The organism is Bauldia sp. (genome assembly GCF_965232525.1).
Classification (GTDB): domain Bacteria; phylum Pseudomonadota; class Alphaproteobacteria; order Rhizobiales; family Kaistiaceae; genus Bauldia.
The window spans coordinates 1,273,914-1,288,098 of record NZ_OZ246980.1 but is presented as its reverse complement, the minus strand read 5'-3'; the positions used below and the strand labels follow the sequence as shown (position 1 = coordinate 1,288,098).

General features: G+C 64.0%; 13 protein-coding genes. 4 read left to right on the top strand and 9 right to left on the bottom strand.

Going from position 1 to position 14,185, the window contains the following annotated elements; genetic code table 11:
* Window positions 1–10 precede the first annotated feature (10 nt).
* On the top strand, window positions 11–1,060 hold the full coding sequence (locus ACO076_RS06145; RefSeq protein WP_421725844.1) for a sugar phosphate isomerase/epimerase family protein: 1,050 nt from the start codon (window positions 11–13) through the stop codon (window positions 1,058–1,060).
* A 30-nt stretch (window positions 1,061–1,090) separates the two neighbouring features.
* Window positions 1,091–2,230: a Gfo/Idh/MocA family protein gene (locus ACO076_RS06140; RefSeq protein ID WP_421725843.1), complete on the top strand. Its 1,140-nt coding sequence runs from the start codon at window positions 1,091–1,093 to the stop codon at window positions 2,228–2,230.
* 24 nt (window positions 2,231–2,254) lie between these two features.
* Here ACO076_RS06140 and ACO076_RS06135 read toward each other — a convergent pair whose 3' ends face one another.
* The 5 genes from ACO076_RS06135 to ACO076_RS06115 all read right to left on the bottom strand — a co-directional run bounded on the left by ACO076_RS06135 (window position 2,255) and on the right by ACO076_RS06115 (window position 6,184).
* Entirely contained in the window at window positions 2,255–2,980 is a 726-nt protein-coding gene (locus ACO076_RS06135) for a peptidoglycan-binding domain-containing protein (RefSeq protein ID WP_421725842.1), read from the bottom strand.
* Window positions 2,981–3,124: 144 nt separating this feature from the next.
* On the bottom strand, window positions 3,125–3,778 hold the full coding sequence (locus tag ACO076_RS06130; RefSeq protein WP_421725841.1) for a lysophospholipid acyltransferase family protein: 654 nt from the start codon (window positions 3,776–3,778) through the stop codon (window positions 3,125–3,127).
* Between the two features lies 1 nt (window position 3,779).
* A complete protein-coding gene (locus ACO076_RS06125; protein ID WP_421725840.1) occupies window positions 3,780–4,727 on the bottom strand; it encodes a phosphatidate cytidylyltransferase in 948 nt (315 codons plus the stop codon).
* Window positions 4,711–5,331 carry a CDP-alcohol phosphatidyltransferase family protein gene (locus ACO076_RS06120; protein WP_421725839.1) on the bottom strand — a complete coding sequence of 207 codons (621 nt, stop codon included), beginning with the start codon at window positions 5,329–5,331 and terminating at the stop codon, window positions 4,711–4,713. The genes ACO076_RS06125 and ACO076_RS06120 overlap by 17 nt, the downstream gene beginning before the upstream one ends.
* Before the next feature lie 4 nt (window positions 5,332–5,335).
* Window positions 5,336–6,184 carry a class I SAM-dependent methyltransferase family protein gene (locus ACO076_RS06115; RefSeq protein WP_421725838.1) on the bottom strand — a complete coding sequence of 283 codons (849 nt, stop codon included), beginning with the start codon at window positions 6,182–6,184 and terminating at the stop codon, window positions 5,336–5,338.
* A 146-nt stretch (window positions 6,185–6,330) separates the two neighbouring features.
* Here ACO076_RS06115 and ACO076_RS06110 point away from each other — a divergent pair, with 146 nt between their 5' ends.
* Entirely contained in the window at window positions 6,331–6,891 is a 561-nt protein-coding gene (locus ACO076_RS06110) for a TetR/AcrR family transcriptional regulator (RefSeq protein WP_421725837.1), read from the top strand.
* Between the two features lie 31 nt (window positions 6,892–6,922).
* Here the strand turns inward: ACO076_RS06110 and ACO076_RS06105 are convergent, their stop codons facing one another.
* Window positions 6,923–8,983, bottom strand: coding sequence for a M3 family metallopeptidase (locus tag ACO076_RS06105; RefSeq protein ID WP_421725836.1), 2,061 nt, complete (start codon window positions 8,981–8,983; stop codon window positions 6,923–6,925).
* Between the two features lie 48 nt (window positions 8,984–9,031).
* Window positions 9,032–10,291, bottom strand: coding sequence for a S41 family peptidase (locus ACO076_RS06100; protein WP_421725835.1), 1,260 nt, complete (start codon window positions 10,289–10,291; stop codon window positions 9,032–9,034).
* A gap of 152 nt (window positions 10,292–10,443) precedes the next feature.
* Between ACO076_RS06100 and ACO076_RS06095 the strand changes: the two genes are divergently transcribed.
* Window positions 10,444–11,883, top strand: coding sequence for a homospermidine synthase (locus ACO076_RS06095; protein WP_421725834.1), 1,440 nt, complete (start codon window positions 10,444–10,446; stop codon window positions 11,881–11,883).
* Between the two features lie 618 nt (window positions 11,884–12,501).
* Here the strand turns inward: ACO076_RS06095 and ACO076_RS06090 are convergent.
* Entirely contained in the window at window positions 12,502–12,753 is a 252-nt protein-coding gene (locus ACO076_RS06090) for a hypothetical protein (RefSeq protein ID WP_421725833.1), read from the bottom strand.
* Window positions 12,754–12,885: 132 nt separating this feature from the next.
* Window positions 12,886–14,154 (bottom strand): NAD(P)/FAD-dependent oxidoreductase, encoded by a 1,269-nt coding sequence (locus tag ACO076_RS06085; RefSeq protein ID WP_421725832.1) that lies wholly within the window; start codon window positions 14,152–14,154, stop codon window positions 12,886–12,888.
* Between the last annotated feature and the right edge of the window lie 31 nt (window positions 14,155–14,185).

The following is a 14,185-nucleotide window of genomic DNA, read 5'->3' as shown; positions in this document are numbered from 1 at the left end:
AGGACAGACTGTGGCGGACAACAACTACCCCAAACTGCACAACGCGATGTGGCCCGGTATCGTCGGTAAGGGGGCGCCGGACTCTGAGCCGATCATTCCGATCGACACGCTGCTTGAGCTGACCGCCAAGGCCGAGGTCGACGGTCAAAAATTCGATGGCGTCGACATCTTCATCACCGCGCCGCATTTCGACATCGACTCGAGCCCCGACGAGGTCAAGAGGATGGCCGATCATATCGGCAGCTTCGGCCTCAAGATCGGCTCGATGGTCGCGCCGATCTGGGGCGGCGCCGGTGGTGGGTCGGCCATGGGATCGAATGAAGACCGCGAGCGCTTTCTCACCCAGGTGCGCAAGGCCTGCGGCATCGGCCAGCAATTGCGCGAGATCGGTATACGGCCGACGGGCGGAATCCGCATCGACTCGTCCGCCAGCGTCGAGGATTGGGACAAGGATCCGGCGGCCAACACCCAGCTGATCGCCGACACCTTTTCGAAGGCCGCGGACATTGCTGAAGCCCACGGCGAGTATCTCGTAGCCGAGGGCGAGATCTGCTGGGGTGGCATGCACTCCTGGCGCGAGATGGTGAAGCTGCTCGAGACAGTCAATCGTCCAGGGGTCGTCGGCTTTCAGGCCGACATGGCCCACTCGATGCTCTACACCCTCGGCTACAACGCCGAAGCCGACCGCATCCTCCCCCCCGACTTCGACTGGAACGATACCGATGCGCTCGACGCTGCATATAAAAAGGTCGCCGACGCGCTACGGCCGTGGACGCTTGATTTCCACGTTGCCCAGAACGACGGTACGGTCTTCGGCTCCGGCGATCACGAAAAGACGGGCCGCCATTGCCTGGTCGACGACCCCAACGGCCGGCTCGATATCGTCAAGCACGCCGGTTACTGGCTCCGCGACGACAATGGCAACCTGACCAAGACGATGCGGCACATCTGCTGGGATGGCTGCATGTTCCCCAACGACGTGATGGAGAGTCAGGACACCTGGAACGCGATCCTCGGCGCTATGGTCAAGGTCCGGGACGCCCACGGCTGGCGCGAATAACAACACGGGAACGAGAAAAGGACGGGACCGATGGCAAAGAAACCGCTCAACATCGGCATGATCGGCTACGGCTTCATGGGCCGGGCGCACTCCAACGCCTATCGCCGGGTCGGCAACTTTTTCGACCTCGACTACCAGCCGGTGCTCAAGGCGGCGTGCGCCCGCAACAAGAAGGCGGTCAAGGCGTTCGCTGACACCTGGGGCTACGAATCGATCGAGACCGACTGGAAGGAGCTGATCAAACGGGACGATATCGACGCCGTCGACATCTGTGTGCCCAACGATCTCCACGTCGACATCGCCATTGCTGCCGCCAAGGCCGGCAAGATGGTGCTCTGCGAGAAGCCGATCGCCCGTGACGCCAAGGAAGGCTTGCGCATGGTGAAGGCGGTGGAGAAGGCCGGCGTGCCGAACATGGTCTGGTACAATTATCGCTGGATCCCGGCGGTGACACTGGTGAAGCAGGTGGTCGCGGAAGGTAAGCTCGGCCGCATCTTCCACTACCGCGCCAACTTCCTGCAGGACTGGACGATCTCGCCGGACGTGCCCCAGGGCGGCGCGGGTACCTGGCGGCTCGACGTGGACGCGGCCGGCTCCGGCGTCACCGGCGATCTAATCGCCCACTGCGTCGATACCGCGATGTGGATCAACGGCCCGATCAGCGATCTGACGGCGATGACCGAGACATTTGTGAAGAGGCGCAAGCACGCCGAGACCGGCAAGATGAAAGCCGTCGGCATCGACGACGCGGCCGCACTGCTCGCCCACTTCAAGAACGGCTCGCTTGGCCTGTTCGAGTCGACCCGCTACGCCCGCGGCCACAAAGCGCTCTACACCCTGGAGATCAACGGTGAGCACGGCTCGTTCATGTGGGATCTGCACGATCTCAACCGCCTCGCCTGGTTTGATCACAGCGTCGAAGGGCGGCTACGCGGCTGGACGTCGATTCTGGTGACCGACGGCGAGCATCCCTACCTCGGCAACTGGTGGGTGCCCGGCCTCAACCTCGGCTACGAGCACTCGTTCGTTCACGCAGTCGCCGACTTCATCGAAGGACTGCAGACCGGCAAGCCGACATCACCGACCTTCCGCGAGGCGCTGGAGACGACCAAGGTCTGCGATGCCATCCTCAAGTCCGGCAACACCGGCCGCTGGGTAACGATTAAGTAGCGGCGGTTCGGTCGACCGCCGACCTCAGCGCGCGAGGTTGGCGGCGTCCTGATGATCCTCGACCCGCGACCTGACGATGCGCTGACCGAAGAAGTGGGCGATAAAGCCGACAACAATGAAGATGACGCCTTCAGAGGCGCCGGGTATCACCACGCCCACGGCATCGATCAGCTGAAGCAGTGAATCGCCGGACAACGGACTGCTGGCGTTGGCGGTGAGCGCCTGCTGAATCTGATTGAGGTGGTCGCGGGCTTCGGTCATTGCAGCCCCGCCGCCACCGCCCGTGGTCGTCGCTGTGTCGAGATACTGCCTCAGCCCGTCGATCGCCGGCTGAACGGAAAGCATCGACCCCTGATCGCCGGCCGTCGACGTAGCCGCCGGTGTGACGGTCGATGCACCGACACCGAGGAGACCGAAGAGGCCGCTCACCCAGCCGAGAAATTTGGTTCGGTCGGCTTGGCGGATCGTCTCCGATCCCTTCTGAGCAAGTTCCGCCGCAGTTATCTTCGTTCGGGTTCGCGCCAGGGGCCGCGGTGAGGCGTCACTCAGTTCTTTCCAGGTGTCATTATCTACTTTGCCGGTGGTCGGAAGCCCGTTGTCGGCCTGAAAGGCCAGCACCGCGTCGCGGGTCAGATTGCCCAGGTCACCGTCCTTGGCCCCGAGAAAGTAGTCGAGCTTCGCCAGCGCTTCCTGCAGCGCGACAACTTTCGCACCTTTACATCCTTGCGCAAGATTCGTGTCGTCCACCATTGCACCCTCCGAGGTCGCTTCAATCGTGGACTATACTATTAGTTGCATTTTCTCGGATACACTACTTAAAAGTTATTCTTCGTTGATTGAACGCCGCGGTGGCATTTTCGAACAATGACTGAAGCCTGCCCGAAGTCACCGCTCTCAATCGACAAATCCCGCGCGCGGCAACCTGGCCGCTATCGCCACCACATCGTCCTGCAACTGCTCCGCCATCGGCCGGCCGGTGCCGGTGGCGTCGCTCCGCGACCGTCCGATATGGACCTCGGCGGCGAACGGCACGAACCGCCATTCGCCGCGCGGCAGGCTCTTGCCGAGTCCATGGAGGTAGACCGGCACGAACGGCGTATCGCGAAACGCCTTCGCCAGCAGTGAAGTGCCACGCCGAAAACGTGCCATGACCTCAGGCTCGCCGCGCGTGCCTTCCGGAAACATGATGACGATCGCATTCGCGTGCAGCGCCTGACAGACCGGCGCGATCGCGGCGTCAGCCCCGCAGCCCGACCGATCGATCGGAATGATGTTGAGCAGCGTCCGCGCCATCCAGCCAACGAAACCGGGTTTCAGGAAATGATCTGCCGCCGCTACCGGGCGAACGCGGTGAAGCAGCCGGAGTGGAAACAGGCTCATCAGGGCGACCACGTCGAGATGGCTGTTGTGGTTAGCGGCAACAACGGCGGGTCCGCTGAGCGGCAACCGTTCACGGCCGATGACCCGCAGCCCCGTGGCGATCATCAGCACCGGCCGAACGACCAGCGCGAAGAACAGAATTGCGGCAACCCGGCGCAACCGACTCATCTCACGCCCCGTAAAAGTAGCGGACGAAGTGCAGGAAGATCGGCGCGGCGAAGAGGAGGCTGTCGAGCCGGTCGAGGACGCCGCCGTGCCCTGGCAGGAGACCACCGGAGTCCTTGATCCCGAGATCGCGTTTTAAGGCGGAGACGGTGACATCGCCGACGAAGCCGAGCGCGGCCAGCAACGCGCCGACCGCAGCGCCCTCGAGCGGACCGAACGGCGTCAGCCAAGGCAACAGGAGGACCGCCACCAACGCACTGATCGTGACGCCACCCAAGAAGCCTTCGATCGATTTCTTCGGACTCACCTTCGGCACGATCGGATGACGGCCGCAAAGCTTGCCAACGACATATTGTGCCACGTCGTTCAGCCCGACGACGATCAGGATGAAGAGAACCAGCCCGGCCCCGCCAGCGGGGGCTGGTGCGGCCAGGTCGAGTTCCATCAGAAACGCGACATGGCTCAAATTATAGACCGTGAGGAACAGCCCCCACTGGAGCATTCCCGCCGAGCGGATGAATCCGGTCGTCTCCCCGGAGAGCACTAGGCGGAAGGCGACGATAGCCGCGACATAGACCGGAATGAAGATCGCAAACATGCCGTACCAGTCGTCCGCGACAAACCAGTATTGAAGGGGGATCGCCAGATAGGCGAGCAGGATCGCCGTGCGATCCACATGCCGCACCGGGACGATCGACAGAAATTCGCGTAGCGCCACAAAACTCACCAGCGCGAAGAGAACGGCGACAGCGGAGGCCCCGAGCAGCAGGGCGACAGTGATCGGCGCGACGATCCACCACCAGGTGCGGGTCCGGGCAGCGAGTTCCGCGCCCCCGCTTGCAAGCCTGGGCGCAGCAACCGACACGGCCAGCGTCGCGAGACCGAGCAGTGCCCAAACGGCGCCGATGACCGCGAGCAGCGGTGACGACAGCGCGCTAATCCAGGCGGCCATGATGGTGCTCATGGACGAGCGCGCGGACTCTGTTCGCCGTCGTGACCAGCGCCAGTGCGAGGGCGGTGGCAACCAGTGCCTCGCCGAGAGCAGCAGGAATGTTGACCAGCGCGATGAGGACCGCGGACGCGGCAAAGAACAACGCACGGTCGGACTTGCCGAACGGACCGTCATAGCGACGGCTACTCCCGGCGGCCGCGCCCAATACGCCGGCGAACTCGGCCAGGGCGAATGCGGCAACCGTTGCAGCCGCCAGCATTGGGGCCTGCGGCGCCATCACCATCACCAGCGGCAGATAAAGCGCGATGTCGGCGACAACGTCCCCGATTTCGTTCAGCGCGAAGCCGCTCGGGCTCGCTTGGTTCCCGGCTCGGGCCATCATGCCGTCGATTGCGTTGAGGCCCATGCGCAGCAGCAGGATGGCGGGCACGCCGAGCAGCAGCAGCGGTCCGGGGACGGCAGCGAGCAACCTACCATAGACGGCGGAAAGGCCCAGGGCGAACCAGGTCACCTGATTGGCCGTGACGCCGAGGCCAAGCAGGCGCCGGGCCGCCGGCGCGAGCATCCGTTGGAACCGAGGTTTCAGGGCGTACAGCGTCAACATGACCTTACGCCTTGGTCGCCTGCAGCACACCGAAAATGCCGAGCGGCTCCATCGCGACACGATCGACGACGAAACCGGCCGCCCCCAGCCAGCGCCGGGTCAGTGACACTGGCCGCAACCGCATCGCCCAGGGCTTGCCGGTGTGAGCGTTGAGCACGCGGGCGATGAATTCGGCCTGGGGATGGTCGGGCTGGACGGTCAGCAGCAGCGTTCCGTCCGGCCGAAGAATGCGGGCGATCTGGCCGAAGTGCCGCTCGACCCGGCTGTCGTCGTCGATGATTTCGTGTAGGCCGGATACAATCGCGATGTCGACCATGCCGAGTTCGGCTAGATCAGCATCGGAGAAGGCGTCGGCGACATCGAAGCTGGCTTCAACGCCGAGCCGTTTCGCGTTGGCTCGGGCCTTGTCGATATTCTCCGGCCGATAATCCCGCAGCGTCGCATCAATGGCGATGTCCGGGGTGAACCGGGCAAGCGCACGTAAAAGGTACTGACCGCCACCGCAGGCCAGGTCAACGAGCCGGACCGTTTGGCGACCATCGGCTGCCGCCTCGACGCACTGGACGACGGTCCGCTCCAGCAGCAGGCCGCGATTGCGAATGCCGGCCCAACCCGGCGCGTTCAGGTAAACACGATCGATCAGCCGTCCGAGAAAGCCGCGACCCTCGGCCCGGTTGGCGTAGACGTGATCCAGCATGACACCGGAGTCGAAGCCGTGGGCGAGTCCAATGCTGACTCCCTTCGACAGCCGGCCAACCGATCGCAGAAGCCCACGGGCGAGGCCGTAATACCAGGCCTTTGGATGCCATGCGGGGAGCGGTCGGGTCAGCGCGTTCAGGTCCATCGCGGTCATCTGCGAGCATCCTCTTGTGTTGAACACTGTTCAATAGCTAGCATGATGTTGAACAACGTTCAAGACAGATGAGTCGGCGCGGTGATCGCCGTCACAGAGAGGGGATTGCGGTGGTCGCGCGTCGAAGAGAGCACACCCGGGAGGAGATGACCGAGCTTGTGGTTGCCGCCGCTGAGGAGATCGGTGCCCGCGACGGACTACCCGGCATCACCATGCGCCGTCTAGGCGCGGCGATCGGTTATGCGCCCAACTCGATCTATCACGCCGTCGGCGACATGGACGAGGTGATCCTCCGTCTCAATGAACGGACACTGCGACGGCTGCACGGCAGTCTCAAACGGCGGATCAAGCCGAAGCTTCCGCCGGTCGACGGGGCGCTGGCACTGGCGGACGGCTATGTCGCTTTCGTGCGGCGCAATCCGCGCCTCTGGTCCATTCTGGTTGAGTACATCCGCCGCCAACCGGGGCCGTTGCCCGATTGGTACCGCACCGCTCTGTCGCGACCGCTCGGTCTGGTCGAAGAGGTCCTGGCGCCTCTGTTTCCCGATCCGGACGACCGCAACAGATCCGTTGCGACGCTGTGGGCAGCGCTCAACGGCATCGCCTCGCTGGCCGTGTCGGGCAAGCTGGGCGTCGTCACTGCCGAGGAAGCGCCCGACTTGGCTCGCCTCTTGGTCCGTCGCTACCTCGCCGGTCGCAAAGCCTAGGTCACGGCGATCGCTTCACCGGCGCCGAGGATCAACCGGCTGGCGCGACATCCGCGAGACCGCGCTTCTTCAGAAGGGCATCGGCAGTCGGCATCCGCCCGCGAAACCGTTGATAGGCGTCCGCCGGATCCCGCAGGTTCCCGGCGGCATAGACGCTCTCGCGGAGGCGCGCGGCGGTTTCCGGATCGAACGGATCGCCGGCTTCCTCGAAAGCCGAGAACGCGTCAGCATCCAGCACCTCCGACCACAGATAGCTGTAGTAGCCGGCCGCGTAGTGATCGCCGGCAAAGATATGCAGGAAGTGCGGCAGCCGGTGCCGCATGACGATCGCCTCGGGCATTTCGATCGCGTCCAGCGCCTTCGCCTCGAACGTCTTCGCGTCAAGATCCGACACATCGTCCGCCCGGTGCAGGTCGAGGTCGACAAGCGCCGAGGCCGTATACTCGACCGTGGCGAATCCCTGATTGAAGGTCCGCGCGGCGAGCACCTTCTCGACCAGCGCCTCGGGAATGGCTTCACCGGTTTCATAGTGAACCGCGAAACGATCAAGAACTGCCCGCTCGAACAGCCAGTGCTCGTAGAGTTGCGACGGCAGTTCGACGAAGTCCGTAGCGACGTTGGTACCGGAGAGCAGCGGGTAGGTCACGTCGGAGAGCAAGCCGTGCAGGGCGTGGCCGAATTCGTGGAATAGCGTGCGCGCATCGTCGATCGACAGCAGCGCCGGCTCACCTTCCGGCGGCTTGGAGAAGTTCATCACGTTGACGATGATCGGCCGGACGTCGCCGTCAAGGCGATTCTGGCTGCGAAAGCCGCTCATCCATGCCCCGCCGCGCTTCGACGGCCGGGCGAAGTAGTCGGCCACAAAGAGACCGAGGAACGTGCCGTCTTCCGCATCCGCCCGCCAGACCCGGACATCCGGGTTGTAGGTCGGCGCGTTATCGACCGGTTTGAACGTCAGCCCGAACAGTCGCCCGGCAACCCAGAAGGCAGCGTCGATCATCCGGTCGAGCTGGAGATACGGCTTCAGCTCGGACTCGTCGAAATCGAACCGGCGCTTGCGAAGCCGGTCGGCGTAGAAGCGCCAGTCGGCCGGCGCGATGTCGTGATTGCCCCCGTCCTCGGCGACGAGTTCCTGCAGGTCGATGGTTTCGCGTTCGGCGAGCCGCACGCCGGGCTCCCAGACGGTGCGGAGCAGGTTGGCAACCGCATCCGGGGTCTTGGCCATGGCGTCGGCGAGGACAAACTCAGCGAAGGTTTCGCAACCGAGCAGCTTGGCGCGCTCGTCGCGCAGGCGGACGATCTCCGCGATCAGGTCATGATTGTCATGATCGTTTCCGTTCGCGCCGCGGCTGATCCAGGCTTCGAAAGCGGTTTCGCGGAGATCGCGGCGGGTGGAGAATTGGAGGAACGTCTCGACGCTCGACCGCGCCAACGTCACGACATGGCCTGTTAGGCCGCGATCTGTCGCCGCCTGCGCGGCCGCGGCAACCGCCCAGTCCGGCAGGCCGGCGAGATCGCCCGGACCGTCAAGAGGAAGAGTCCAGGCCGACTCGTCAGCCAGTACGTTCTGGCTGAACAAAGTCCCGAGGGTTGCCAGGCGCTCGTTGATGTCCGCCAGCCGTTGCTTGCCGGCCTTGTCAAGCGCGGCACCGGCGCGCGTGAAGTTGGTGTGGTAGCGCTCCAGAAGGCGACGCTGCTCGTCGGTCCAGCCCAGATCGGGATTATCAGAGAGGGCCGTGATCCGCTGAAACACAGCCGGATTGAGGTAGATCGCGTTGGCGTGGCGGGCAAACAGCGGCGCCATCTCGCGCTCGACCGCCTGCAGGGCATCGTTGGTGTCGGCGCTGACCAGCCCGTAGAAGACCTTGGCGATCCGCGATAATGGCAACCCGGAACGCTCCAACGCTATCAATGTGTTGTCGAAGGTCGGCGGTTCCGGGTCTGCCGCGATCCGCTCCACGGCGTTCCGCTGGTCGGCCATCGCCGCATCCAGGGCCGGCCGGAAATGCTCCGGCCGGATGCGATCGAACGGCGGCATTCCGTACGGGGTATCCCATTCGGCGAGCAGCGGGTTAGTTGTATCGGCGGTCATCAGGGCCTCCTGGCATCGGTGCCGGTCATATAGGCCCGATGAGGCGGCTCAGGGAGTCTTTGGCACCGTCATCGCCGCGTTGAGTTGACGGACGACCTCGTCGAGTGCTGCGGCCCTTTGCGGGTCAGCGCCGGCGGCATAGCGGACGTCGAAGGGGACGTCGATATGCGGCGCGACCCCGGCGCCCTCCAGCCGCACACCGTCGACGAAGACGTCGGCGACGGCAACCTCGAGCATGCTGTCGTCGGGCAGGAGAAAGGCGCGACCAGCGACCACATCGGCGGCGGTCGGCTGGCCGACCAGGGTTATGTTGTTGTCTTTCAAGGCATAAGCGAGGATTTCCATGCCGCTGCGGGTGCCCTCGTCGATGATCGCGACCAATGGCTTGCGCCAGCGTGCGTGGATGGTGTTGGTCTCGCCGCTCCGATAAGTCATTGACATATCAGGTGAACCACCGACGAACGTATCAGCGGCGGTGGGCGGCGCCCCGCCCCAGCGGCTGCGCAGATCAAGAACCAGTGCCTCCGTATCTGCCAACGGTCCGCTAAGCGCTTCTTCGATAACGCTTTTCACCTGCCGGTCGGTGTAGGCCCAAAGCCGTAGATAGCCGATCGACCGGCCATCGTGCTCGATCACCTCCGCGCTGTCGGCGATCGCCGACACGAACCCGACACCCGGCGACAGCCGCTCGACATCGACCGCGACGTCTATCGACGGGCCCTCGACAGTCCGTGCGACAGTCAGCGACACCGCGACGCCTGCGCGCCCGCGGAACGACTCGACCTCGTGGAATGGCTGACCATCCAACGCGACGATTTCGTCGCCAACCATCAGGCCGGCGCGGTCGGCCGGGCCGCCGTCGTAGACATCGGTGATGAACGTCTTGCCGTCGATCGTCGCACTGGCGATGCCGATGCCGTCATAGGTCACCCGCCCCCGCGGCGGGAAGAGCTGGCGGACGCGATCGCGGAAACCGAAGCGGAAGACATCGACGAGCTCATAATAGTCCACCTGATCCGGGGTGAAGTGACCGACATGCGAGGTCTCAAGGCGCGCCAACACGAAATCGATGGCGTCGCTCACCACTGCGGGGTCCGCCTCGGCCATATCGGTAAGATTGGCAACTGTGATCGCGACCGCGTCGCGGAACTCATCGAGATTGTCCGGCGCGTAGAAATGCTCCTCGACCAGATCGACCGCGCGGTCGAACACGCGGTTCCCCGACTGTGGATTGGGGTTGGCGAGCGCCGGCGGCGCCAGCAGCGGCAGCGCAATGACCAGCGATGCGAAACGAACGGATAGTGACATGAGAAGGGCCCTTCGTGACCAAGAGCCGCCCGCCACCAGTAGACACAGTCGGCGCACCGTTGTCGAGCGGCCGCCTCTTCACGGCCTGTTGACCTCGACCGCGGTTGTCGCGATGAACTGTGACGCTTTGACGAACAAAACCGGAGGTGCCGATGGCCGGGTGGCCCAAATACGGAACGATCGACGGCCCCATCGTCATCATTGGCTTCGGGTCGATTGGGCGCGGAACCCTGCCGCTGATCGAGCGACACTTCGATTACGACCCGGCCAAGATGGTGGTGATCGATCCGGACGACTCAGGCCGCCGTCTCCTCGATGAGCGCAATCTCCGCTTCATCCAGGAGACGGTGACCCCGGAGAACTACCGCGACCTCCTAGCGCCGCTGCTCACCGCCGACGACGGCACGCCCGGGTTCTGCGTCAACCTGTCGGTCGACACGTCTTCGCTGGACATTCTCAGGATGTGCCGCGAAATCAACGTTCCCTACATCGACACGGTGGTCGAGCCGTGGCCGGGGTTCTATTTCGACAAGGCTTCGCCAGCCGAATCCCGTACCAACAACGCGCTCCGCCACACGGTCCGCCACGAGAAGGCCACCAATCCCGGCGGCACGACCGCCGTCTCCTGCTGCGGCGCCAACCCCGGCATGGTGTCCTGGTTCGTCAAGCAGGCGCTGGTCAACATCGCCACTGACACGGGCCACACCTTCACTGAACCGGGACCCGACGACCGCGAGGATTGGGCGCGACTGATGCGCGACCTAGGCGTCAAGGGCATTCATATCGCCGAGCGCGACACCCAGCGTGCGCGGAAGCCGAAATCCCGCGGCGTCTTCGTCAACACCTGGTCGGTCGAAGGGTTCATCGCCGAGGGCCTGCAGCCGGCGGAACTCGGATGGGGCACCCATGAGACCTGGATGCCCGCCAACGCCGAACTTGAAACCATCGGCTCCAAGGCCGGCATCTACCTGTTGCAGCCTGGAGCCGACACCCGGGTCCGCACCTGGTGTCCGACCCCCGGTCCGCAGCTCGGTTTCCTGGTCACCCACAACGAGTCGATTTCGATCGCCGACTACTTCACCCTGCGTGACGGCGAGACGGTCACCTACCGCCCGACCTGCCACTATGCCTACCACCCGGCCGACGATGCGGTGCTGTCCTTCCACGAGCTGTTCGGCTACCCGGGCCACACCCAGACCGAACACCACATCCTCGACGAGGACGAGATCGTCGACGGCATCGACGAGCTGGGGGTGCTGCTCTACGGCCACACCAGAAACGCCTACTGGTACGGCTCGCAGCTTTCGATCGAAGAGACCCGCGACCTCGCGCCATATCAAAACGCCACCGGTCTTCAGGTGACCTCCGCCGTGCTCGCCGGCATAGTATGGGCGCTGGAAAACCCAAACCGGGGAATCGTTGAGACCGACGAGATGGACTACCGTCGCTGCCTCGAGGTGCAGGTCCCCTATCTCGGCCCGGTCAAGGGCTACTACACCGACTGGACGCCACTCACCGGCCGGCCGGGCTTCTTCCCCGAGGACATCGACACAAGCGATCCCTGGCAGTTTCGTAACGTGCTGGTGCGATAGGGCTCAGAACGGTTTGGGTCGATCGAAAAGCTCGCAAGGGGCGGTGCCGACCAACAGCCAACCACCAGAACCGACTGCTTGGTCTTCGAACGGTCCCGCGGTTCCCCTCTCAGGAGCCTCAAGCGCGACCACGCAGGAGTCGCTTCGTAGTATCATTAGGGATGTCGACTCCCTCGAAGGCTCGACTCGCAGGTTGACTCGGTTAGCGGCCATGAATTTGTCGCCTCTGACCAGGTCGGAATACTGTCGTCCTCCATCCGAACGGAGCAGTAGCAGACGTCCATCCGTAGTTAGTCCCCCTTCCTCGCTGACCTCATAATACGCCCATGCTTTGAGCCCGTAGCTAGACGCAATGAAGACGCCTAGAGCGGATCGCGCGCTCGGAACGAAGAAGACCAAGATCGCAAGAAAGAACAATAAAACGGTCAAGACATCCCTGGTTCGGGCGACCCAATCCCAAACCCGAGCCCACGCTCTCCGCCTGCTGGTGTCGTTCGCCAAAGCTCTGCCCCTCCACCGCGACAACGATTCTTGACCGAATTGGTGACACCTAAATAGTGGAATTTCAGATATTTCGCAACTATTAGTAGAGACAAGCCGTACCCTCGCGACAAGTGGTCAAAGCAACACCCCGACCAGAATCACCACAACGATCACGACCAGCGCTGTGCCGCCGATCAGGACGATACGGTTGCCCGATTCGGGACGACGAATCCCGTCATCGCGCAAGCCTGTTGGCCCCGCATCGACCGGGCCAGCCTCGATCGGTCCTGTCTCCGGCGGCGTGTCGGGATCGTCGACGCGACCATGGAGACCTTCTTCCGCGTCTTCGGTGACCCGCTTGATCTCCTCGTTGCCCTTATCAGTCATCGTCTTAGCCCTCCCTTTCGGCCGAACCGCTTCTGGCCGAAGTATCTAGCCAATTATCTGACTATGCAGAAGGTTAGCGAGTCGCGCCAATACACGCAGTAGACCCGGAACTGGGGAACGCGCGTGTTGGCGCTAGCTGGACCGACTTGTCTCCCCAGTGATCAGCCGGGCACCGCTCTCGTAGCTGATGTAAAGCCACAGCCATTTCAACGCGACCATCAACCGGTTCTCGAAGCCGGTGAGCAGATAAATGTGAACGAGCGCCCATAGGAGCCAGCCGAGGCGGCCTTTGAGCGTCAGCCAGCCGAAATCGAAGACGGCCGCATTGCGACCAACCATCGCCGCATCGCCGCGATTGCGGAAACGGAACGAGGTCAGTGGCTTGCCCCCGCCAATGTGGCGCCGCAGGTCGCGACCGAGATGGAGTCCCTGCTGATGCGCTACCTGAGCAAGTGCCGGCAGCGGTCGGTCATTGGGCCCAGGTGAAGCCGCGCAGTCGCCAACGACGAAGACCCGGTCGAGGCCGGTGACCGAAAGATCGGCTTCGACCGTTATCCGGCCTTGGCGGTCGCCATTCAGGCCGAGCCATCCCGCGATCGGCGCGGCCTTGACGCCGGCTCCCCAGACGATACAGCCGGCCGGCCGGAGCGCGCCGCCGATGGTCACCGAGTCCGGCGTGACATCCTCGACGGCCGTATCGGTCATCACCGTCACGCCGAGGCGGGTGAGCGCCTTCTCCGCGTAGGTCGACAACGACTCGGGGAAGGACGGCAGGAGCCGCGGACCGGCCTCAAGCAACAGGATTGTCGCGGCGGCGGGGTCGATATGGCGGAAGTCGCGGGCGAGGGAATGGCGGGTGAGTTCAGCGACGGCACCGGCCATCTCAACGCCGGTCGGCCCGCCGCCGATGATCACGGTGGTCAGCAATCGTTCGCGCTCGACCGGATCGGAACACGTCTCCGCCTGCTCGAAAGCGAGCAGCAATCTGGCACGGATGGCACGGGCGTCCTCAATCGTGCGCGGACCGGGCGCTGCCGCAGCCCAGTCGTCATGACCGAAGTAGCTGTATGATGATCCGGCGGCAAGAATCAGATAGTCGAACGGCTGCTCGCCCTCGCGCGCAAGGGCGAGACACCGCCGATCCATATCGACACCCGTCACTTCGTCGAGCACGACATCGATGTTGCGATAGCGGGCGAGCATACGGCGGATCGGCCGGGCGATGTCAGCCGGCGACAGGGCGGCGGTGGCCACCTGATAGAGCAACGGTACGAACAGGTGATAGTTGTGCCGGTCGACGACGGTGACCGGGAAATCGGCACCGCCCAGCCGCCGCGCGCAGGCGAGCCCGCCGAAGCCCGCACCGACAATCACGACCCGCGGTTTGTCTATCGTCGCCATGGTCTCTGCCTTCACACGTGTCTTGTCGGGA